Source organism: Paenarthrobacter nicotinovorans (assembly GCF_021919345.1).
Lineage (GTDB): Bacteria > Actinomycetota > Actinomycetes > Actinomycetales > Micrococcaceae > Arthrobacter > Arthrobacter nicotinovorans.
In genome coordinates this window covers 4,221,766-4,243,297 of record NZ_CP089293.1, presented here as the reverse complement: position 1 = coordinate 4,243,297, position 21,532 = coordinate 4,221,766, and the positions used below count along the sequence as shown (strand labels likewise).

Below are 21,532 nucleotides of genomic sequence, written 5' to 3'. Positions count from 1 at the left end.
CAACAGGAGAATGCCATGGAAACCCGCCGCATCACCGTACTTTCCGCCGGACTCGGCGTCCCGTCGTCGAGCCGCTTGCTGGCGGACCAGCTGGCAGCTTCTGCCGAGCGGCAGCTGCGCGGAGCCGGCTATGAGGCGAAGATCGACATCGTCGAGCTGCGCGACCTCGCGGTGGACATCGCCAACAACTTCGTTACCGGCTACGCCGCACCGCGCCTCGCGGAGGTGATTGCCGGCGTCGAGGATTCCGATGCCATCATCGCCGTCAGCCCCGTCTTCAGCGCCTCTTACAGCGGTCTGTTCAAGTCGTTCATCGACGTCCTCGATCCCAAGTCGCTGGACGGCAAGGCCGTACTGCTGGGCGCGACGGGCGGCACCGACCGCCACCAGATGGTCCTCGACTACGCCATGCGGCCCCTGTTCAGCTACCTGCGCACCAGGATCGCGGCTACGGGCGTCTTCGCGGGGCCGCAGGACTGGGGAAACACCGACGACGGCGCCTCGCCACTTTCGTCGCGGGTGGACCGGGCCGCGGGTGAACTCGTGCAACTGCTCAGCGGCCCGCAGCCGCACCGCAAGGACAACGCCCTCGAGTCGTTACCGTTCGAGCAGCTGCTGGCCGGAATCTCAGCCGGCAGGTAGGCCGAACTTTTAGCGCGTGCCGGTCGTTGGGGCAAGCATGAAGTGTCCTGTGGATTCCATTGACCTGGTGATGAGCGAACGAAGCGGCGTGGAGATCGACTGCTGCCCACAATGCAGGGGAGTGTGGCTGGACCGCGGTGAGCTGGACAAGATTATTGACCGCGTAGCAGCTGAGACCGGCCCGGCCGTCAGCCGGCAGGCGCCACCACAACCGCCGATCGCCCCGCCGCCCCTCTACAACCCGTTTGAATCCCGTCCGCAGGAACCGCGGTACGACGACAGGGACCGCCGCGACCGGCACGATCATGACCGCGACCATCATGACCGTGACCGTCGGGACTACGACCGGCGGGATGGTGGCCGCGACCAGTACGGCCGCAAACGGAAGAAGAAGGAAGGCTTCCTGGGCGACCTCTTTGACTTCTAGCTAGTCGTCCAGAAGCTCGATGAATTCACGGGCCTGCTTGATGTTGATGTCCGAATGGCGGGTCAGGGCCAAGGCCGCGCCTTCCACGTCACCGCTCTTGGCCAACGTGCGGATCCGTCCGTAGATTTCGTCGTTGAGCATATTGCTGCTGACTTCGCGGGTGACGTCACCCTTGCTGACGATTGCCCTGTAGCGGTAGGGAAAACGCTCCGGTTCATCGTCGTCATCCGCGAGCAGGTCTTTGGCCGGGGCTTCCGGCGTGAATGGTTGCGGGTGTGCCGCCAAAGCGCCCACGGCGTTGCGCGAGGCCCGCAGCCCCTCACCCGTGGCCTGCAGATACAGCTTGATCGCCGCCATGCCCTGGCCCTGGGCTATGAGCGAGTACAGCTGGCGGTGCTGTTCCTGGTTGAGCTTGGCCGCAGACTCCTTGGCCAGATCCACGGGGTCCATTGGCGCATTTGCTGCGTCGTTGCCCGTCTTTGTTTCAGCAGAGCGCTTGGTGAAGGAATGAATGAGCAGGAGCACTCCCGCCACCACCGCAATGAGGATCAGGAGCGGAATGAGGATGGAATCCATGGCGTTGTCAGAGCCGATCTACGTAGTTCTTGGCGGTAAGCAAATCTGAGTGGGTGGCTTGGCGAAGAACTTTGATGGCTTCAATCTTTTTGCCGCTTCGGACCAGGTTCTGCAGCTCGAAGGCGAGCTGGGGGTTGAGCTGGCCGTTGGGAAGCACAGCGGGTTGGTGGCCCTGCTGGCCGGCGGCCTGCGAACGGGCGGCCTGCGCCTGGACTGCCGTGCGGTTCTGCTCGGTCTGCTGGCTGTGTTGGGCTTCGTTTTGGCTCGGCTTGGTGGTGGCCTCGATGCGGGCTCGAAGGGCCAGCGCCTCTTGGACCTGGGAAGCCTGGTGCGCGGCGGAGCGGGCTGCCAGTTCCCGCTGGTATCTCTCAGCATCCGACACCCCGGTGTCCCGTGGTTTGAAGGCCGCAGTCAAGGCCCACAACAGGCCCAGGAGGACAAGAAGCGGAAGGGCAATCGTCAACACGTCACCAAAGTTCATCCCCATGCTTAGAGCTTATGCCAGAACTGCGTTATCCACAGCACATTCCACGGTGGGCATAGGCTTCTGAGAGGATAGTGTCAAATTCAGCCACGAAAAGTAAGATGCATCACATTTGGGGCATGTTTATGGTGCTTTTAGCCACTCCGGGCCTCCTTGGAACCCTTGGGGCTGTGGATGATTTTCCGCTGAATCTTTCTTTAGTCCACAGCTTGTGAGAAGCGTTTCCGCAGGTCAGAGGGTTGATTCCGTCAAAAGAATTTCTCTATCCACAGAGTAGTGCACAGTCTGTGCACAACGTGGAGGTGGTATTCCACAGCTTATCCACAGGGGCCTTCGGGTACCTGCTGTAACGTGTCTGAAGTGTCCATTTTGGGCACGGATATCCCCGAGTCGAGTTTCCTTGGTCGCAAAAAGCCGCTTACGGTGACGATCTCAGGGAAGCGGCTGTGGATAACTTGTGGATACCGCTATTTTGTCGGAGCTGCCTGACATTCTCGGAGCAACCCCGGCGGACGGTTTAGCCACACACTGCGCTTTACAGGCCGCCAGGGAGTTCAGCCCTGCAGCGGTACAAAAATGGAGGACGGCTTTGTCAGTTACGCACTTGGACTCAATCGAGGGCACTCGCGCTTCGGACTCGAGCCGGAAGCCTCCCCAGGACATTCCTGCCGAACAGTCAGTACTGGGCGGCATGATGCTGTCCAAGGATGCGATCGCCGACGTCGTCGAAATCGTCCGCGGACATGACTTCTACCGGCCGGCGCACGAGACCATCTATGAATCCATCATTGACCTCTACGGCCGTGGTGAACCTGCTGATGCCGTGACAGTATCGGACGAGCTGACCAAGCGCGGCGAGATCAACCGGATCGGCGGCCCCGCCTACCTCCACGAGCTCATCCAGACTGTTCCCACCGCCGCAAACGCCGGGTACTACGCGGAGATCGTGGCCGAACGAGCGGTCCTCCGCCGCTTGGTCAATGCCGGCACCAAGATTGTGCAGATGGGCTACGGCCAGGACGGCGAGGTGGAGGACCTCGTCAACCAAGCACAGGCCGAGGTCTACGCGGTGGCTGAAAAACGCACCGCCGAGGACTACGTGGCGTTGAAGGACGTCATGGAGTCCACTGTGGACGAGATCGAAGCTTCGGGCCACCGCGGCGAAGGCATGACCGGTGTTCCCACAGGATTCTACGAGCTCGATGAACTGACGCACGGCCTCCACCCGGGCCAGATGATCGTTATCGCAGCCCGACCGGCTGTTGGTAAGTCCACTTTCGCGTTGGACTTCGCCCGCTCGGCTGCCATCAAGAACAACCTGGCCACGGTCATGTTCTCCTTGGAAATGGGCCGGAATGAGATCGCCATGCGTCTGCTCTCCGCAGAAGCCACCATTGGCCTCCAGGATCTCCGCAAGGGAACCATCAAGGACGAGCAATGGTCCAAGATTGCCACCACCATGGGCCGCATGAACGATGCTCCCCTGTTCATTGATGACAGCCCCAACATGTCCCTCATGGAGATCCGGGCGAAATGCCGCCGCCTGAAGCAGCAGCATGACCTCAAGCTCGTGATCCTTGACTACCTCCAGCTCATGAGCTCGGGCAAGAAAGTTGAGTCCCGACAGCAGGAAGTCTCCGAGTTCTCGCGTGCACTCAAGCTGCTCGCCAAGGAGCTCCAGGTTCCCGTCATCGCGCTGTCACAGCTGAACCGTGGTTCCGAGCAGCGACAAGACAAGCGCCCGATGGTTTCCGACCTCCGTGAATCAGGCTCGATCGAGCAGGACGCCGACATGGTCATCCTGCTTCACCGTGAAGACGTTTACGACAAGGAATCGCCGCGTGCGGGTGAAGCGGACATCCTGATCGCCAAGCACCGTAACGGCCCCACCAAGGACATCGTGGTCGCCTTCCAAGGCCACTACTCGCGCTTTGCCAACATGGCCGGCGACACCGGCGGTGGCGGCGGGTTCTAATCTTCTTGTGGCCCTCCCCGGACAACGTGACCGGGCCAGTAGTGTTGACTCGGTCCGCGTCCGCGGGTTTATCAATGACTTATTGGGGAATCATATGAAGAAGAACTTGCTGCTCGGACTTGGGGCATCAGCAATCGTTGCGATGACTCTTACGGCATGCGGCGGCACTACGCCGGCATCGCAGGACTCGACGGCGGCTGCGGCCAGCGAAACTGCCTCCAGCACACCGTCCCCGGCAAAGCAGTACACCGACGAAGAACTCGTCGTTTTGGTCGGGCAAATCAAGGCCTCTGATGGCAGCAGTCCCGCCGTACTTTCCGGTGAGGAGCTCTTGGGCCAGTACGCCTCACTGCTGGACGGCTTCGGCAAGGCCACCATTGAACCGGAAAGCTGCAAGGACCTGCGCACTCTTGGAGTTCCGCACGATATCTCCGGTTCGAGCATCGCGGGGACGGCCCGGGCCAAGGTGGGCGATTTCATCAGCAACGTATCGCTGACGTCCGGAGTCGACTCTGCCGTGCTGCAGGAGAGCGTGGAGTCAAGCAAGTCCCTGGCAGAAACGTGCCGGAAAATGACGTTCTCCGCGGAGGGAGAGGCAATAACAACCTCCACCGAAAAGATCGAAGGTGTTGGCGGCGTGCCCGGCACGGTGGCGCTGAAGACGCTCATGGTGATGCCTGACGGGAAAACGGGAGCGATCTACACGGCGCACGCCGTCAAGGACGGTGTCCTGATCTCGGCCACGGCCTCAGGTACCGAAGCTGCGGCCGGTGGGCCGGAAGCAGCAGGCGCGCTCATGGACCAGGCCGCCGCGCTCATCAAATAGTTCCGTGAAGGCCGTGCGGGCGGGTTCGTCCGCACGTACGGCCTTCATCGGCTTAAGGCTGCCCTGAGCAGGGTCAGTACTCGCCCTTGATCACGAAGTAGGACCCGCGGATGGTGCCGGCCAATTTGGATTTCTGGCGGGCAAACTTGAACTTTGATTCCAGTTCTTCAGGGACTTCCATGCCGTCGGAGAGCTTGAACCCGACGGCCCTTTTTCCCTCGCCAACGCTGTACATGACGTTGATGGACAGCCCGGACTCGTAGAAAACGTAGGCCATCTGAAGGTCCTCCACCTGGAAAGACGTGGCTTCCAGTGGCCGCGACTTGATCACGATGTCGCGTTCTTCCTTGAGGATCCGGCTCACCCTGTCCACCACGTCGGGGAGCTCGTCGGCGGGGCTGACCGTGAATTCATGGTCGTACTTGTTCTTGTAGTAGCGGGCTTCGTTGGCCCGTAGTCCTGCGGCGGCTTCCGCTACGGGGGAGGACTCGAGTCCCACAGTGGAAACGTTCTTGAAGTCAACGATGTAGGGCATCAGCTCTCCTGCTCGGGCCTGTTTGGACCAATGCTACTGGTGAGGCGGGCAGGAATGACTGTGCAGCCGTTGTGAAGGCTTAGCAGCCCTCGAAGTCGCTCAGCACCTTCACCTTCGCGGCTGAGCCGGAGGATGGATCGAACGCGTAGCCGATCCACTCCTTGGCCAGGCGACGGGCAAGCTCCACGCCCACGACGCGCTGACCCATGGTGAGGACCTGGCAGTCGTTGGACAGGACTGAGCGTTCGACGGAGAACGAATCGTGTGCTGCCGTGGCCCGGATGCCGGGTACTTTGTTGGCCGCGATGGCCACGCCGATTCCCGTGCCGCAGAACAGGATGGCCCGGTCGGCCTTGCCGTCGCGGATCATCTCTCCGGCAGTGATTCCAACGTATGGGTAGGGGCGGGTAAAGTCTTCATCCGCGTGGTTGACTCCGATGTCGATCACTTCAGTAATCCGGGAGTCGGCCTTGAGGTCGGCCATGATCCGGTCTTTGTAATCAACGCCGGCTTCGTCGGCGCCCACGATAATGCGCATGGAATTCTCCTAGTTGGTAACGGCAGCTACGGGAACTGCGGTGAAATGCGGTCCGACGGCGGTGAACACCATGGCGAGCGACGTCGCCCCGGGATCCGGCGTACCGAGGCTCTTCTCGGCCAGCGGCCTGGCTCGGCCTTTGAGGGGGCGGAGGTCAGCGGTGGACGCGGCAGCGGCCGAAGCGTCAGTCGCAGCAACTGCCCAAGCCTCTTCGACAGGGATGCCGGAAGCGATGCGTTCCTCCAGCGACGCAGCGAACGGAAGCAGGGCATCCATCATGGTCTTGTCGCCCATCTCGGCCTTCCCAAGGCCCGCGATGCGGTCCGCGAAGGCGCGAACAGACTCGGCGAGGACGTCCGGCGTCGGGGTCTCTGCATCACCCAACCGCTCGCCGAAGGCGCGGAGCCCGGCACCCCAAAGAACGCCCAAGGTACCTCCAGCCTTGTCTGCCCAGGCGTCGCCCGCCGCGATCAGGACCGAACCGGCTCCCGCACCCCGCTCGAACGCGGTTGCTGCGGCCTCGTTGGCAGCTGCGGATCCGCGCACCATGCCGCGGCCGTGGTCGCCGTCGCCTGCTATCGCGTCCATGTCCCCCAGCATCGATTCGGAAGCCCGCAGCAGCGATGCGGTAGTGTCCAGGGCCGAGAGGCACTGTGCTGCGTAAGCGCGGGACTCAGCTGTGGAGGAGTAGTCGGCAGTTTCGGTCGCGGAATCCTCGTGGACGACCTCGGAAACACCGGCATCGAAGCCAACAGAGCCACGGCGATAGGCCGGAGTCAGGGCAGGTGCGGTCCAGTACTGCTCCAGCTCATCGTCCAACCAGGTCAGCGTCAGCGACGCACCGGCCATATCCAGCGAGGTCACCAGTTCACCCACCTCCGGCATCACCAGCGTGTAACCGGCTTCGCGCAGCAGGGGAGCGACGGTGCGCCAGAGGACGAAAAGCTCCTCATGCTTGGTGGAACCCAGGCCGTTGAGGATCACGGCGAGTCTCCGGGAAGCGCCCGCCGGAGTTTCGGCCAGGACCCGGCGCACCAGTTCGCGGCCAAGTTCGACGGCGGATGGCAGCTCGGTATCGAACAGTCCCGGCTCGCCGTGGATACCCAGCCCAAGGCCCATCTGTCCCTCGGGAAGGCGGAACAACGGTTGGTCGGCTCCCGGGAAGGTGCAACCGCCAAACGCGGTGCCAATGGTTCGTGTCAACCCATTCGCCTTGCGTCCCAGACGAACCACTGCGTCGAGGTCAAGTCCTGCTTCGGCAGCAGCACCCATGACCTTGAAGACCACGAAATCCCCGGCAATGCCGCGCCGCTTCCCGATCTCCCCGGGTGAGGCGCTGGCAATGTCATCGGTGACCAGAACGTTCTCTGCCCGGATGCCCTCGGCGTTCAGGCGTTCGCTGGCCATGCCGAAGTTCATGACATCGCCGGCGTAGTTGCCGTACGTGAAGACGACTCCGGCACCGGAGTCGGCTGCCTTGGCCACGGAGTAGGCCTGCTGAGATGACGGGGAGGTGAAGATGTTTCCCACCACTGCACCGTCAGCAAAGCCCGGCCCGATGATGCCGGCGAAGGCCGGGTAGTGTCCTGAACCGCCGCCGGTGATGACAGCGACCTTCGGCGAGGCCGGGCGGTTGCGACGGACGGCGCCGCCATCCACCTGCCGGACGAGGTCCGAGTGGGCGTCACAGAAACCGGCAAGGGCTTCATCGGCGAAGTCGGCGGGGTCGTTGAAGATTTTGGTCATGGTGGGTCCTGGGTTTCCTTCGAGCGGCCCGAATCAGTGGATGTGGCTGCCGCCGTTGATGTCGATGGTGGTGCCGGTGAGGTACGCGGAGTCCTCGGAGGAGAGGAACGTGATCACAGCGGCGACTTCCTCCGTGGTGGCGTTGCGGCCCAAGGGGATCCCTGCGTTGATGGCGGCTTCCTGCTCTTCGGTGCTGCCGACCCGGATGTTGGTGTCCACAGCGCCGGGGGTGATGGCATTGACGGTCACTCCGGTGTCGCCGATTTCGCGGGCGAGTGCCTTGGTGAAGCCGAGGATGGCGGCCTTGGCTGCGGAGTAGGGAACCTTGCCAAAGACGCCGCCGCCGCGCTGTGCGGAGACCGAGGACATGTTGACGATGCGGCCCCAACCGTTGGCGATCATGTCCGGCAGGAACGCCTTGGTGACCAGGTAGGTGCCGGTGGCGTTGACGTCCATGACCTTGTGCCACAGCTCGAGCGTGGTTTCCAGGAACGGGACGGGTGAGGTGATGCCGGCGATGTTCGCCAGGGCTCCGACGGGCGGGAGGTTTCCGGCGGTGACTTCTGCAGCGACGGCGGCCTGCGCTGCGGTGACTGAAGCTTCATTGGCAACGTCGATTTCGTAGCCGAAGGCGGGAACGTTGAATTCATTGGCGATCTCGGCGGCAACCTTGGCGGACTTCTCGCCGTCGAGGTCCAGGATCACAATGCCCCAGCCCTGGCTGGCATAACGACGGGCAGTGGTGAGGCCGATGCCGCGGTCGGAAGTAGCTCCGGTGAGGACGGCGGTGCGCTGGATGGTGGTCATGGTGCTCCTTGAATATGAGGTAACGCGGTTTAGATGAGGTCTGAGATGTAGCTGGCCGCTTTGGCTGCAGCCGCGGGCCGTTCGTCGTGGGTGACGTCCCGGGTTTCGAGTTCCAGGGAGAAGTGGCCGGTATAGCCAACGTCCCGTAACGCGGAAAGGCCGGCAGCGAAGTCTGCTTGTCCGTTGCCGATGCTGAGGTTGATGTTCCCGGGCTCGTTTGCGGTCGCTGGAACCGCGTCACGCAGGTGGACGTGCTTTATCCGTGCGGAGAAGCGGTCCACGAAATCCGCGGGGTCGCCTCCGGACGCGACGATGTGGCTGAAGTCCATGACGATCCCGACGTCGGAACCGGCAAGGCGATCGGCGAGCAGCTGCGCGCGTTCGGTGTTCCAGCACAGCCGGTAGTAGTGCAGGGATTCGGTCCACAGCTCGACGCCGAACTCCTTGGCGCGGGCAGAGGCGTGAATAAGTTGAGCTGCGACAGCGTCGATGTCTTCTTCCAGGCCCCGCAAAGGATCGTGGTCGATCGCACCGCACGGCAGGACAAGTGCTTTCGCGCCGGTCTTGGCCGCCAGGGTGAGCAGCATCCCGAGGTGTCGTTCGCGCGCTTCCCGGGTGCCGGCGTCGAGCGTTGCGTTCAGGTCGCCGACGTCGCCGTTGACCGAGCGGACGCGCAGTCCCGAGCTGTTGACGACGGCGGCAACCGCCTCCACTGCCTCGGCATCCAGTACGTAAGGCACATGGTCACAGACGCCGGGGAGCGCGCCGAGGTCGATTTCCTCGAAGCCGAGGCCACGCATGGTGTGCAGGGCTGTGGCCAGGTCCTGGTGGCGGAAGCTGATCGATGAACAGCCAAGTCGTTGATGAAACATCGTCGTTTGATCCTCGTGTCGAGCCCCTCGACGGAGAGGGGCCTTAGTGATGGAGACCACGTTAGCTAGGTTGACTGTCAACAGTCAACCTCCTAAGTTGACTGTTGACATTGCTGGTGGTGTCGGTCACAGTTGACGTATTATGTTGACTGTCGACAGTGGGGTTGCCGAAGACGCACCGCACTCTTGAAAGGGAAAGACACACATGAGCAATGAAGCTCTGACCATGCGTGGTCCGGTTCATGGAACCAAGGAAGCAAAGCGCGTCGCCGTCGGTTCCGGCGTTGGCGCAGTCATCGAAACCTACGACTTCATCGGTTTCGGCACAGCCGCAGCACTGTACTTCGGTACGGCGTTCTTCCCGGGCGCTGACCCGGTAACCGGCACCCTGGCCTCCTTCGCGACCCTCGGCGTCGGCTTCGCTGCCCGTCCACTGGGTGGCATCATCGGCGGCCATCTCGGCGACAAGCTCGGCCGCAAGCCGGTGCTGGTGGCCTCCCTCATCCTTATGGGTCTGGCGACGTTCGCGATCGGCCTCCTGCCCACCTACCAGCAGGTTGGCCTGCTGGCTCCGGCTCTCCTGGTCCTCGTCCGCGTCATCCAAGGCCTGGCCTTCGGCGCTGAATGGGGCGGCGCCATCCTGATGAGCTACGAGCACGCACCCTGGCGGAAGAAGGGCCAGTTCACGGGAATCGTGCAGGCCGGCTTCCCCGTCGGCCTGCTCCTCGCCAACCTGGTGTTCCTGAGCAGCGTGGGCCTGGGATCCGAGTGGGCATGGCGTGTACCGTTCCTGGCCAGCATCGTGCTGGTTGCCGTCGGTCTCATCATCCGTTCAAAGGTTCCCGAGTCCCCGGTCTTCGAAGACGTCAAGAAGTCGGGCGACATCGTGAAGTCCCCCATTGTCGAGGTCATCAAGACCGATTGGCGCAACATCGTGCGGGGCATCGGCCTCCGCATCGCTGAGACAGCCGGCTACGCCGTGTCGGTGACCTACATGATTTCCTACCTGCACACCAACAAGCTGGCTGACAAGACCGAAACCCTGGTGGCGCTCTGTGTCGCCGCAGGAATCGGAATTTTCGCCACGTACTTCTGGGGCAAACTGACAGACAAGGTTGGCCGCCGCCCCGTCTACGTGTGGTCCACGGCCTTCGCAGTGGTGTTCGGTATCCCCATGTTCATGCTGGTCAACACTGGCCTGTTCTTCCTGATCATCGCCACTATCGTGGTGGCCTACGCGGTTTGCCAGAACTCCCTCGCCGGCGCCCAGGGTGCATGGTTCCCCGAGTTGTTCCAGGCCAAGACCCGCTCCTCCGGGGCGTCGCTGTCCTACCAGATCTCGGCCATGGTCTCCGGGTTCACCCCCTTTATCACCACCCTGCTGTTCGTCAGCATGGGATGGATGGGGCCGGCGCTTCTCTTCAGCGTCTATGGAGCCATCGGTCTCTGGGCAGCCCTGATCACCAAGGAAACCTGGGGCAAGCGTGAGCGTCAGCTCGCCGAAGAAGCCGCCAGCAAAACTCCCCAGACGGTAAACGCCTAAGCAACCATCGACGTCGGGCACGTTCTCTCCATTGGTACGCGCCCGACTCCGGAAGGAATCCAGTGACTATCTCATCCGTCGAAACGGCCGCCGTTTCCGCCCCCACGCCGGAGCGCATAGAGCGCATCCGCGCCGCCGCATTCCGTATCCGACACCACGCACTCAACATGGGCGAGGTCCAAGGCCAGGGCTATGTGGGCCAGGCGCTCGGTGCGGCAGACATGTTTGCCGCTGTCTACGCAGACCAGCTCAACTACCGCGCCGAGGACCCCCATTGGGCAGACCGGGACCGGTTCCTGCTCTCCACCGGGCACTACGCAATCGGCCACTACGCCGCCCTGGCCGAGGCCGGAATCGTCCCGGTGTCCGAACTTGAAACCTACGGCTCGGACGATTCCCGGCTACCTATGTCCGGCATGTCCACCTACACGCCGGGCATGGAAATCTCCGGCGGTTCGCTCGGACACGGACTCACGATCGCGGTCGGCATGGCGCTGGGCCTGCGGGCGCAGAACTCGACCAACCGTGTCATCAACTTCCTCTCCGACGGCGAACTCGACGAAGGTTCCACCTGGGAGGCCGCCATGGGCGCCCACCACCACCAACTTGGCAACCTCATCGCCATGGTGGACATCAATGCGCTCCAGGCCGACGGTGCCACCAACACGGTGCTCCGCACCGAACCGGTCACCGAAAAGTGGGAATCGTTCGGCTGGTACACCCAACGGGTGGACGGGAACGACGTCGGCGCGCTGCTGGCCGCGTTCGACAACATCGCCACCCGCAGGGCGGCTGCGGGATCCTCTGCATCCGGACAGCCGTCGGTGATTCTCTGCGACACCAAAGTTGGCCGCGGCGTTCCACTGCTGGAGACCCGCGAGAAGGCGCACTTCATGCGCATTGAAGAAAACGAATGGCAGATCTGCCGCGATCAATTGACTGCAGGATACGAAGGGGCGGCTTCAGCATGAGCACCACCACAACAGCAAAGCCGAAGCTCAAGACCTCGGCGATGATCGCGTCCTTCGCTGATCCCGGCCAGAAGACCACGTCAGCTCCGTTCGGGCACGCGCTGGTTAAGGCCGCTGAGGCGGACTCCCGGATTGTCGGGCTCACCGCTGACCTGGGCAAGTACACGGACATGCACATTTTCGCCAAGGCGTTTCCTGAGCGCTTCTTCCAGATGGGCATGGCTGAGCAGCTCCTCTTCGGCGCGGCCGCGGGCATGGCCGAAACGGGACTGGTCCCGTTCGCATCCACCTACTCGGTGTTCGCTGCCCGGCGTGCATATGACTTCCTGTGCCTGGACATCGCGGAACCAAACCTGAACGTAAACATTGTGGGCGGCCTCCCCGGCCTGACCACCGGCTACGGACCCAGCCACCAGGCCACCGAGGACATGGCGATCTTCCGCGGCATGCCCAACCTGACCATCGTGGACCCCTGCGACTCCGTTGACATCGAACAGGCGGTTCCGCAGCTCGCTGCCTCGGACGGGCCCACGTACCTGCGGCTCCTGCGCGGCAATGTGCCCACCGTCCTGGACGAGTACGACTATAAGTTTGAGCTCGGTAAAGCCAAGGTTTTGCGCGGCGGGAACGACGTCGTCTTCGTGTCTTCCGGTCTGATGACCATGCGTGCCCTGCAGGCGGCGGACGCGTTGGCGAAGCACAACGTGGACGTGGCCGTAGTGCACACGCCCACCATCAAGCCCTTCGATTCCGCCACCGTGCTGGCTGAGCTGAACACGGACCGGCTGGCCGTCACCCTGGAGAACCACACGGTTGTTGGCGGTTTGTTCGAAACCGTTGCCTCCGCCGTCGTCACCGCCGGGCTCGGCAAGCGCGTGGTTCCCATCGCGCTGCCCGACCAATTCCTCGACGCCGGTGCGCTGCCCACACTGCACGAACGCTACGGTCTGTCCGTGGACCGGATCGTGGCCAAGGTCCTGTCCGAACTCGGCTGAGTTTCCCGGCAGTGCGGGACGGATATGACTGCCCGTCCCGCACTTCTGCCCGTAGTATCGACAGTTAACACCTGACTGTCAGCAGTTGCCCATAGAACCGAGGACACACCATGGCCGCCACAGCCTCCCTGCTGGGACTGGAGAAGAAGAGCCTCCGCGAACAGGCGCTCGCAGCCCTGCGGACCGCGATCACCAGTGGCGAGCTTGAGCCCGGACGGCACCTTGTGGAAACCGAACTGTCCGAAATGCTGCAGATCAGCCGCGGTACCCTCCGCGAAGCGCTGCGGCAACTGGAACAGGAAGGTCTCATCTCCGCCGGACCACGCGGCCGGATGTCCGTCAGGCACCTGGACGTCAAGGAAATCCGTGACATCTTCGCGGTCCGGGGTGTGCTGGAATCCTTGGCAGCCCGGACGCTTAGCGACATGCCCGATAAGGAGGGTGCGCTCGCAGAGTTACGTGCCGCCGTCGACAATATGGAGAAGGCCGCGAAATCCTCATTGGAGGAACGGATCGAATCCGACCTCGAGTTCCACCGCACCCTCTGCCGCTTGTCCGGAAACGAGACACTGCTGCACTCCTGGGAATCCCTGGAAGGCTCCATCCGGATGTCCATCATGTTCGCCGGGCTGGAACGCGCAACCCGAAACATGAGCGTCGGCCGGCACCACGACATTGTTGCCGCCATTGAGACCGGAAATGCCGCCAAGGCACGGGAAACGATCATTGAACACATGAATGGTGCGGCGGAGAATCTGGTGGGTTAGGCAAATAACCGGGCCGTGTTGGCTATCGGGCAGGTTGCCGGGCTCCAGCCGGGCATAGCATTGTGAACCATGGCACTGCGACTGGTTCAAGTGAATTTCAAGGCCGGGGACGACTCAGCCCTCGGGCAGTTTTGGGCGGATGCTCTCGGCTGGGGTGTTTCCAGCGAAGGACCGGGGGTCACCAACGTGGAACCCCTTGATTTTACGTGGCCGGACCCTGCGGCTGTATGCGTGGACGTGGTCAGTGTTCCGGACCCCGAGTCAGTGAAGTACCGTGTCCATCTGGACCTTGCCACCACGTCCGCTGATCATCAGAGGGAACTCGTACAGCGGCTCAAGGAGCTTGGTGCTTCGCCTGCGGATATTGGCCAGGGAGAGGTGCCGTGGGTGGTGATGGCTGATCCTGAGGGCAACTTGTTCTGCGTACTCGAACCTCGTGCGATCTATCAGGACACCGGCCCCATAGCCACCGTGGTGGTCAACTGCGAAGATCCCCGGGCCATGGCCGATTTCTGGGGCCGGGCAACGGACTGGACCGTGCATGAGGTGACTGATGAGCATGCGAGGTTGCGCTCGTCCAAGGGGGTTGGTCCCTACCTTGAGCTTCTTCGTACCCCCGAACCGGACGCCCTGCCCAACCGTATTCATCTGGATCTCAAGCCATATCCCGGCGACGATCGAGCCGCTGGGGTCGCCAGGCTCCACAGCCTGGGTGCCCGCGATGCCGACCTCGGCCAAGGCGATGTGTCCTGGAAGTGCCTGACCGACCCCGAGGGAAACGACTTCTGCGTATTGAGTCCAGGGTGATCATCCCTGAACGCGGCTAGTTCTGCGCGGCCTTCAGCAGGTGGTCCGGCAGCCGGTTTCCCGGGGCGCGGCCACGGATTTCGAGAAGTTCGCGCGCGTGCGCATGCAGTTTCTTGTCCTCCTCGGACACTGGGACCCATTGGGGAATCGGCACGGCCGTCCCCGTTTCGTCGCGGGCCACCATCACCGTCAGGCAGTACGTGGTGAGGTTCATTTCCCGGGTCTTGGGATCGCCCGAGCGGACGTGGACCGCGATGTGCATGCCCTTGGCGCCGGTGTAGACCAGCCGGGCTTCGACTTCCACCACATGGCCGATCAGCAGCGGCCGGTAAAAACGGACACCACCGGAGAAGACGGCCACAGTGTCCTTGCCGCAGTAACGGGACGCGCAAACGTACGCAGCCTCATCGATCCACTTCATCACGATGCCACCGTGGACTTTGCCGCCCCAGTTCACATCGGTGGGGGACGCCATGAACCGCAGCGTGACGCGCTCGGCGGTTCCGGCGTCGGTGTATTCCTGTGCGTTCATCGCATTGACGATCTGCTCACGGACTTCGATGCGGGCCAGCGCGTGGTCCCGCTGCTCGATCTCGGCAGGCGTTGAGGGTTGGAACTGGGGAACGGGAATCGGCTTGCCGTCCGGACCCACAGCTACGAAAATCACCATGCATTGGCTGTGCATTGTCTCCGGCCCGCCCTTGGGATCCCGGGAACTGACCACGGTGTGGATGTGCATGGAGGACCGGCCGGTGTAAACGATCGTTGAGGTCACTTCAACCATATCGCCGCTGTTCACGGGGTCGGTGAAGTGGATGTTGCCCACATAGGCGGTGACGCAATAGGACTTGGCCCATCCCACCGCCGCTGCGTAAGCCGCCTTGTCCACCCATTCAAGGACGGTCCCGGCATCAACGGATCCGCTGTGCCCAACGTCCGTGGGGGCTGCCAGGAAGCGGAGGGGCACAGAGTTGTCGGCGTCTTCGCTCATGCTCGAAGTTTACTGGTGCCATGTTTCTGTTACGTGACTAAGACTGCGCCCGTTGGATGCCCAGGGTGGCAATGAGGTCCTCATGGATTTCGAACCAGACGCGGTGGAAAGAGTCGCGGTCTGTACCCGTCAGCCAGGAGGCGTCCTCGGTTGAGAACTTGAGGGCCCGCAGGAGCCGGTCCGAATAGCCGCCGAACCGCGGAAGGCTTCGCATGAGCTGCGCTTCCAGGGGGCGCCACGCCGCCAAGGCTCCAATCAGCACATCCGTGGCTTCCTGATTGGAGGAAATCCCCAGCTGAAGAGTGCCGCAGGCGTTGACGACTCCATCATTGAACTCCGTAAAGTCCTCGTGCACCGCCAGGACCCGGGATCGTGCACCTGCCAGATCCAGCTCCTCGGCGAGCAGCCGTTCGTTCTCCGCCCTGCCGGCCCCGGAGAGCAACCAACCGCTGGTACCTGCGAAGGTGCTGCGCGAAACAAAGCCGTTCACACCGGCGTCGATGAGGGCGGACTCCACCACGCTTGGGTCCTGGGCAAAGCGCGCCGCTACGGCTTCTGTGTCAGCGAATCCCAACAGGCGCACGGCGTGCAAGATGAGGAGGCTCATTGCATGCCCGCCAAGGTGACCGTCCCGGTCGAACCATCAACAGTCACAACGCTGCCGTCAGGCACAAGCTCCAACGCAGCGTGCACACCCAGGACGGCCGGAATGCCGTATTCCCTCGCGACGATCGCGGCATGGGACAGCATTCCTCCTGTTTCGGTGACCACTGCCGAAGCCATCCCGAACAGAGGGGTCCATGCTGGATCAGTGGTGCGGCAAACCAGTACGTCTCCGGTCCGGAAACGGGCAAAATCATCGGGCCCATGGATCAGGCTGGCCATCCCCCTGGCACTGCCGGCGCTCGCTGCGGTTCCGTTCAGGACTACCGCCCTTGTCACTTGGCGGCACCTGTTCCTGGGCGGTCGGACAGCCGGTCCAGCCGCTGCTGCGCGGCCTGCGCGGAACGGAGCCCAAGGCTCTCCGCGATCTGCGGCCAGGTCAGCCCTTCCGCCCGGGCCAGAAACAGGAGTGCAGTTTCGACGGCGTCGATCTCACCTCGGGCGGCGGGCATCAGGGTGAGCGCCGCGCGGAGATCTGAGGAATCCGGCGCTGGATCACCCTCCTGGCTCCGGAAACGCCACAGCACGTGCTGGATGAGGTCCATGGCGGTCGGTGGCTGTTTTTCGTGGAGCCAGGGACGCTGGGGCAGTGCGGCGGCGCCCCGGTCCAAGAGCAGCCGGGTCGCGTCCGTCTGCAACTGCGCGTCTTTCCCGTCTTGGGGTGTGGTGGAGGCGTTCATGCGAGCGAGCATCCCTCATCAACATTATGTTGTCAATATTTTGTTGATGTCTGGATTGATTTGCTCTCTAAATGAGAATCAATATCATTTAACTCATGTCACATCACTCACACCCCACCCTTCCCGCCGTGCGCGGCCGTAAACGCCACTTGCCCACGGGCGCGGTCGCCGTCGTCGGGCTTTCCGCCCTTCTTCTTACTGGCTGCGCGACTCCCGGCGGCTCCGCTGGCAGCACAGCCGACGCCTCGCCGTCGTCGTCCGCAAAGCCCAGCCCCAAAGAAGCCGGTGCCCCGACCCCTCGCCTGGTCTACACGTACGACGGCGGCATGGGAGTTCTGGACGCCGCCTCCCTGGAGAAGGTGGGGAGTGCGGACCTGGGTGGCTTCAACCGGCTGAATCCCGCAGGCGACGGCAGGCATGTTTTCGTGTCCACCGGTGACGCCTTCCGCCTTTTCGACGCCGGCGCCTGGACCGAGCCGCACGGCGACCACAGCCATCACTACGTCAGCGATCCCAAGCTGACGGATCTGGCGTTCGAGGCGAGTAAAGCCGGTCACGTGGTGCTGCACGCCGGCAAAACCGTGCTGTTCAGCGACGGGTCGGGCAAGGTGGAGAGCTTCAAGAGCTCTGCGCTGGGGGCTGCTGTGGAGGACGGAAAACTGCCCGCCGCCGACGTTTACACAACGCCTGAAGCGCACCATGGAGTCGCCGTCGAACTCGAGGACGGCAAGCTGCTGGTGACCCTCGGCAATGAGGAAAGTAGGTCCGGAATCGCAGTGCTCTCCGCCGGCAAGGGGCAGGACCGCAAGGAAATCGTCCGCAACGAGGACTGCCCGGGCGTGCATGGTGAGGCCGTGGCTGCCGGAGAAGCAGTAGTGGTCGGGTGCGAAAACGGCATGTTGATCTACAAGGACGGGGCCATCACCAAGGTGGCGAGCCCTGATGCTTACGGCCGCTTGGGCAATCAGGCGGGATCGGAAAAGTCCCCGGTGATCCTGGGCGACTACAAGGTGGACAAGGCCGCCAAGCCGGAACGTCCCACCCGGATTTCGCTGGTCAACACCGAAACCGCAGCCATGCAGCTCGTGGACATCGGCACCAGCTACTCGTTCCGCTCACTGGGCCGCGGCCCGGCGGGTGAAGCCCTGGTTCTGGGAACTGATGGCGGCCTGCGCGTGATCGACCCACTCTCCGGTGCCGTCACCTCAACCATACCTGTGGTTGCCGCATGGGAGGAGTCGGCCACCTGGCAGGACCCGCGGCCCACCCTTTTTGTCCAGGGCTCGACGGCGTACGTCACCGAACCTGCGACGCAGTCACTTCACGCTGTGGACCTGAAGGCGGGCAAGGTGGCGAAGTCGGTGAAGCTTGATCAGACCCCGAACGAGCTCACCGGCGTCACGGGCTAGTCCAATCCTTGGGTCCCGCGTCGTGGAAATCGGACGCTCGCTCACTTTCCATGCCTTAAGCGCCGACGCTCGCTCACGTCCCACGCCTTAAACGCCGACGCTCGCGCACGTCCCACGCCTTAAACGCCGACGCTCGCGCACTTTCCTCGAAAAGTGAGCGAGCGACCGCGTGAAAGTGTTGTTATGTGAGCGAGCGTCCGAGGGGAGTGCCGCTTAGGCCAGTGCGCGGAGCTTCGAGCCGGAGCGGCCGAAGAGTGCGGCGTCGGCCGAGATCCTGCCGGCGCCCGCCAGTGCGAGGGCCAGCGCGGCACCTGCGAAGAGCAGTACGAGTTCATACCCTCCGTTGGCCACAAAGATGCCGGCCGGAGCGTGCACCAGGAAGAGGGCCCCCAGCATGTCGATGGCCAGGAGTGCTGCGAAGACGCGGGTCAGGAGGCCGAGGATCAGTGCGATGCCGCCGACGAGCTCCAGTGTTGCCACGATGGGGGCCACGACGGATGCGCCCGGCACGCCCATCTGGGTGAAGGAAGCCTGGGTTCCGGCGATGGTGAATTCGTTGAACTTCTGCCAACCGTGCGCGGCGAAGAGAAATCCTGCAATGACGCGCAGGATGGTCAGGGCTGTGGTGGTCAAGCTGGACTTGTTCATACTTCAACCCTTGCAGCCCGTTGGTTGAAGTGTCAACTAATTGTGGCGCACTATCACCGAATTCCCAGCTAATTACGAGGCTTCGCCTGAAGCCAGGGCTGCAGGAGCCGGGTGGTGATCGGCAGGAAAATGTACGTCATCAGAGGCGTCAGGATCACGATGTTCAGCAAAACGGCAAACACCAGCGGCCAATCCTGCGTCAACGGGTGCAGCAGGAAATTTGCCAGCAGGCTGAGCGGGAAGAACGGGAGGAAGATGCTGATGGCCTGCTTCCAGCGCGGTGGCACCACAGTTTCGGGCACGACTACCGAGACATCGCCAGGCCGCGAGAACCAACCCTCAATCCCCGTATGACGTTCCACGCGTGTGGTCTCCATCATGTCCCTGGCACTGTCGATCCACCAGCGCCTCTCCTCGGAGTCCTCCCACGCCTGCAGCGATTCGGCGTCGGCGAAACGATAGAGCATGTGCCACTCGGTGGAATCCACTCCGTTGCGCACCCATCCAGATCCCAGGTAACCCGGCCACTCGCGGGCAAGTTCCTGCCCGGCATGTGCCCACGCGTTGGCTTGGCGGGTGTAGCCCGGAAGAATGGTGCGGGCTACGGAAACGGTGACGGGATGCTCATATGACACGGCCCAAATGTACCCGTCCCCCAGCAGACTAGGCTTGTTTAGTGCCTCAAACCACAATCGCCCCCGCCCGCTCCACCGCGCGCGAAATCCTTCGCCTGGCCGTCCCCGCGTTCGGTGCGCTGATTGCAGAGCCTTTGTTCCTCCTGGCCGACTCTGCGATCGTGGGGCATTTAGGGGTCGACCAGCTGGCCGGCGTCGGACTGGCGTCAACCATCCTGCACACTGCGGTGGGACTCATGGTCTTCCTGGCGTATTCGACGACGCCGGCGGTCGCCCGCGCGATCGGCGACGGAAAGTTGGGGAAGGCTCTGGCCGCAGGGCGCGACGGCGTCTGGCTGGCCCTGCTGCTGGGGCTGGTGCTCGCTGTGGTGGGCTTCGTAGCAGCCGAGCCCTTGGTCGGTTTCATGGGTGCATCGGGCGATGTGCAGGGATTCGCCGTGGACTACCTCCGGTGGTCCATGCCCGGGCTGGCGGCAATGCTCCTGATTTTCGCGGGCACCGGTGTCCTTCGTGGTTTACAGGACACCCGGACGCCGCTTGTGGTGGCGACGGCCGGATTCGCGGTCAACATAGCCCTCAATGTGTTCCTGGTCTACGGGTTGAACATGTCCGTGACGGGTTCGGCGATCGGTACCAGCATTGCGCAGTGGGCCATGGCCGCCGTCTACCTGGTGATGGTGGGCCGTAATGCGCGGCAGCATGGTGTGTCCCTGCGGCCCGACTGGCACGGCATCCGGGCCATGACCAAGGTGGGCTCGTGGCTTATGCTTCGCACGCTGAGTCTTCGCTTGGCCATCCTCGCCACGGTCCTGGTGGTGACGGCCCAGGGGGCCGTCAATCTGGCAGCGCATCAGTTGGCCATGACAATTTTCTCCTTCCTTGCCTTTGCCTTGGATGCGCTGGCGATTGCGGCGCAGGCCCTGATCGGCAAGGAACTCGGAGCCCGGAACGCAGCCAGGGCCCGTGAACTGACCCGCACGATGATCCGCTGGGGTACGGGCTTTGGCGTGGTCACCGGCATACTGCTGGCCGTGGCGGCTCCGTGGGTTGGATACATTTTCACGGCCGACTCCGGCGTTCGATCGGCGCTGACGGTTGCGCTCTGGGTGCTCGCGCTCGGTCAGCCGCTGGCCGGGTACGTGTTCGTCTTGGACGGTGTCCTCATCGGCGCCGGCGACGCGCGCTATCTGGCGATTGCCGGCGTCGTAAATCTTGCGGTCTATTTGCCGCTGCTGGTGGCTGTCCACCAGCTGAGGCCCGGCGGCGAGGCGGGTCTTCTGTGGCTGTGGGCGGCGTTTGCGCTGGGTTACATGCTGGCCCGTGCGGTGACGTTGGGGCTGCGCGCGCGGACCGATCGGTGGATGGTGTTGGGTTCGCACTAAACTGGACGGGTGACTCTTCCATCGACTCCTGCCCACACTCCTGCTGCCCCTCCGGCCGGACTGTGGAAACCCATCCTGATCCGCGCAACGGTCGCAGTGTTGTTTGGTTTGGTGACCATCTTCTGGAGTTCGCCGTCAGTGGAGGTCCTGGCGTGGGCCGTGGGCCTGTATCTGCTTGGAACGGCAGCGGCCGTGTGGATGTCCCGCGTTTTGCCAGTAGCTGTAGCAGTGGTGGTAGCCGCGGGCGGCCTCGCCGCGTTGGTGACGCAGTCTGATCAAGGCGTGGCTCTTTCTGCCATGCTGGCTCTGCTGGTTCTTGGACTTCTTGAGTCCATGCAGGGCCTGAAGAAGCGCGATTCCGTAGCCCGCGACTGGCTCATCTCGGGCATTATTTCGGTGGGTACGGGCATTCTGCTGCCATTCTTTACTTCGCTGGGTGCGCACGCGCTCCTGGGGGTTGCAGGTGGGGGCGCCATTCTCTCGGGCGTCTTGTGGATGCTTTCCGGTCTGTCGCTGCGCCATGATGCCCGCACCGGTACGAGGACGCAGGCCTCTGCGCCCGGCGCCTCGCCGGAGGCCGTAAACTAGTAGTTGGACGTTCTACTCGTTGTAG

The 21,532-nt window shown here is 63.1% G+C and carries 25 protein-coding genes; 12 read left to right on the top strand and 13 right to left on the bottom strand.

Going from position 1 to position 21,532, the window contains the following annotated elements:
* The first annotated feature begins 15 nt into the window (after positions 1-15).
* The gene (locus tag JMY29_RS19800; RefSeq protein WP_039243524.1) at positions 16-642 is read left to right on the top strand and encodes an FMN reductase; all 627 of its coding nucleotides are present in this window, start codon (positions 16-18) and stop codon (positions 640-642) included.
* 49 nt (positions 643-691) lie between these two features.
* Positions 692-1,069: a TFIIB-type zinc ribbon-containing protein gene (locus JMY29_RS19795; RefSeq protein WP_229778689.1), complete on the top strand. Its 378-nt coding sequence runs from the start codon at positions 692-694 to the stop codon at positions 1,067-1,069.
* On the opposite strand, the gene JMY29_RS19790 is transcribed toward JMY29_RS19795, so the two are convergent.
* Both JMY29_RS19790 and JMY29_RS19785 read right to left on the bottom strand, forming a co-directional pair.
* The gene (locus tag JMY29_RS19790) at positions 1,070-1,645 is read right to left on the bottom strand and encodes a hypothetical protein (protein WP_189076606.1); all 576 of its coding nucleotides are present in this window, start codon (positions 1,643-1,645) and stop codon (positions 1,070-1,072) included.
* A gap of 7 nt (positions 1,646-1,652) precedes the next feature.
* Positions 1,653-2,126 (bottom strand): hypothetical protein, encoded by a 474-nt coding sequence (locus JMY29_RS19785; protein WP_039243490.1) that lies wholly within the window; start codon positions 2,124-2,126, stop codon positions 1,653-1,655.
* 592 nt (positions 2,127-2,718) lie between these two features.
* Between JMY29_RS19785 and dnaB the strand changes: the two genes are divergently transcribed.
* Positions 2,719-4,104 (top strand): replicative DNA helicase, encoded by a 1,386-nt coding sequence (dnaB, locus tag JMY29_RS19780; protein WP_018779423.1) that lies wholly within the window; start codon positions 2,719-2,721, stop codon positions 4,102-4,104.
* 94 nt (positions 4,105-4,198) lie between these two features.
* Positions 4,199-4,930 carry a hypothetical protein gene (locus JMY29_RS19775; protein WP_189076605.1) on the top strand — a complete coding sequence of 244 codons (732 nt, stop codon included), beginning with the start codon at positions 4,199-4,201 and terminating at the stop codon, positions 4,928-4,930.
* Positions 4,931-5,003: 73 nt separating this feature from the next.
* Here JMY29_RS19775 and JMY29_RS19770 read toward each other — a convergent pair whose 3' ends face one another.
* The 5 genes from JMY29_RS19770 to JMY29_RS19750 form a co-directional block, all read right to left on the bottom strand.
* Positions 5,004-5,465 (bottom strand): hypothetical protein, encoded by a 462-nt coding sequence (locus JMY29_RS19770; RefSeq protein WP_018779421.1) that lies wholly within the window; start codon positions 5,463-5,465, stop codon positions 5,004-5,006.
* Positions 5,466-5,544: 79 nt separating this feature from the next.
* Entirely contained in the window at positions 5,545-6,003 is a 459-nt protein-coding gene (locus JMY29_RS19765) for a ribose-5-phosphate isomerase (protein WP_055974099.1), read from the bottom strand.
* A 9-nt stretch (positions 6,004-6,012) separates the two neighbouring features.
* The gene (locus tag JMY29_RS19760) at positions 6,013-7,749 is read right to left on the bottom strand and encodes a dihydroxyacetone kinase family protein (RefSeq protein ID WP_189076604.1); all 1,737 of its coding nucleotides are present in this window, start codon (positions 7,747-7,749) and stop codon (positions 6,013-6,015) included.
* A gap of 33 nt (positions 7,750-7,782) precedes the next feature.
* Positions 7,783-8,556, bottom strand: a complete 774-nt coding sequence (locus tag JMY29_RS19755) for an SDR family NAD(P)-dependent oxidoreductase (RefSeq protein WP_055974092.1) — start codon at positions 8,554-8,556, stop codon at positions 7,783-7,785.
* A gap of 29 nt (positions 8,557-8,585) precedes the next feature.
* The gene (locus JMY29_RS19750; RefSeq protein ID WP_189076603.1) at positions 8,586-9,428 is read right to left on the bottom strand and encodes a sugar phosphate isomerase/epimerase family protein; all 843 of its coding nucleotides are present in this window, start codon (positions 9,426-9,428) and stop codon (positions 8,586-8,588) included.
* A gap of 205 nt (positions 9,429-9,633) precedes the next feature.
* Here JMY29_RS19750 and JMY29_RS19745 point away from each other — a divergent pair, with 205 nt between their 5' ends.
* The 5 genes from JMY29_RS19745 (at position 9,634) to JMY29_RS19725 (ending at position 14,511) form a co-directional block, all read left to right on the top strand.
* Positions 9,634-10,971 (top strand): MFS transporter, encoded by a 1,338-nt coding sequence (locus JMY29_RS19745; RefSeq protein WP_018779416.1) that lies wholly within the window; start codon positions 9,634-9,636, stop codon positions 10,969-10,971.
* 62 nt (positions 10,972-11,033) lie between these two features.
* The gene (locus tag JMY29_RS19740) at positions 11,034-11,942 is read left to right on the top strand and encodes a transketolase (RefSeq protein ID WP_039243483.1); all 909 of its coding nucleotides are present in this window, start codon (positions 11,034-11,036) and stop codon (positions 11,940-11,942) included.
* The gene (locus JMY29_RS19735; protein ID WP_018779414.1) at positions 11,939-12,937 is read left to right on the top strand and encodes a transketolase family protein; all 999 of its coding nucleotides are present in this window, start codon (positions 11,939-11,941) and stop codon (positions 12,935-12,937) included. Before JMY29_RS19740 ends, JMY29_RS19735 begins: the two co-directional genes overlap by 4 nt.
* 110 nt (positions 12,938-13,047) lie before the next feature.
* Positions 13,048-13,704, top strand: coding sequence for a GntR family transcriptional regulator (locus JMY29_RS19730; protein WP_018779413.1), 657 nt, complete (start codon positions 13,048-13,050; stop codon positions 13,702-13,704).
* A 69-nt stretch (positions 13,705-13,773) separates the two neighbouring features.
* Entirely contained in the window at positions 13,774-14,511 is a 738-nt protein-coding gene (locus JMY29_RS19725) for a VOC family protein (RefSeq protein WP_189076602.1), read from the top strand.
* Between the two features lie 16 nt (positions 14,512-14,527).
* Here the strand turns inward: JMY29_RS19725 and JMY29_RS19720 are convergent, their stop codons facing one another.
* Genes JMY29_RS19720 through JMY29_RS19705 form a run of 4 tightly spaced genes read right to left on the bottom strand, consistent with a single transcriptional unit; the run spans position 14,528 to position 16,845 of the window.
* The gene (locus JMY29_RS19720) at positions 14,528-15,502 is read right to left on the bottom strand and encodes an acyl-CoA thioesterase (protein WP_237567101.1); all 975 of its coding nucleotides are present in this window, start codon (positions 15,500-15,502) and stop codon (positions 14,528-14,530) included.
* Positions 15,503-15,539: 37 nt separating this feature from the next.
* Entirely contained in the window at positions 15,540-16,109 is a 570-nt protein-coding gene (locus tag JMY29_RS19715; protein ID WP_039243478.1) for a hypothetical protein, read from the bottom strand.
* Positions 16,106-16,444 (bottom strand): PEP-utilizing enzyme, encoded by a 339-nt coding sequence (locus JMY29_RS19710; RefSeq protein ID WP_189076600.1) that lies wholly within the window; start codon positions 16,442-16,444, stop codon positions 16,106-16,108. Before JMY29_RS19710 ends, JMY29_RS19715 begins: the two co-directional genes overlap by 4 nt.
* Complete coding sequence (locus JMY29_RS19705; RefSeq protein ID WP_229778688.1) at positions 16,441-16,845, bottom strand: hypothetical protein; 405 nt, start codon at positions 16,843-16,845, stop codon at positions 16,441-16,443. Before JMY29_RS19705 ends, JMY29_RS19710 begins: the two co-directional genes overlap by 4 nt.
* 95 nt (positions 16,846-16,940) lie before the next feature.
* Between JMY29_RS19705 and aztD the strand changes: the two genes are divergently transcribed.
* Positions 16,941-18,254 (top strand): zinc metallochaperone AztD, encoded by a 1,314-nt coding sequence (gene aztD / locus JMY29_RS19700; RefSeq protein WP_209783745.1) that lies wholly within the window; start codon positions 16,941-16,943, stop codon positions 18,252-18,254.
* Between the two features lie 213 nt (positions 18,255-18,467).
* Here the strand turns inward: aztD and JMY29_RS19695 are convergent, their stop codons facing one another.
* Both JMY29_RS19695 and JMY29_RS19690 read right to left on the bottom strand, forming a co-directional pair.
* Positions 18,468-18,902 (bottom strand): DoxX family protein, encoded by a 435-nt coding sequence (locus JMY29_RS19695; RefSeq protein WP_018779406.1) that lies wholly within the window; start codon positions 18,900-18,902, stop codon positions 18,468-18,470.
* 68 nt (positions 18,903-18,970) lie between these two features.
* Entirely contained in the window at positions 18,971-19,537 is a 567-nt protein-coding gene (locus tag JMY29_RS19690) for an antibiotic biosynthesis monooxygenase (RefSeq protein ID WP_018779405.1), read from the bottom strand.
* Between the two features lie 41 nt (positions 19,538-19,578).
* On the opposite strand from JMY29_RS19690, the gene JMY29_RS19685 reads away from it, so the two are divergent.
* The gene (locus tag JMY29_RS19685; RefSeq protein WP_064722394.1) at positions 19,579-20,919 is read left to right on the top strand and encodes an MATE family efflux transporter; all 1,341 of its coding nucleotides are present in this window, start codon (positions 19,579-19,581) and stop codon (positions 20,917-20,919) included.
* Positions 20,920-20,928: 9 nt separating this feature from the next.
* Complete coding sequence (locus tag JMY29_RS19680; protein WP_189076598.1) at positions 20,929-21,507, top strand: DUF308 domain-containing protein; 579 nt, start codon at positions 20,929-20,931, stop codon at positions 21,505-21,507.
* The last annotated feature ends 25 nt before the right edge of the window (positions 21,508-21,532 follow it).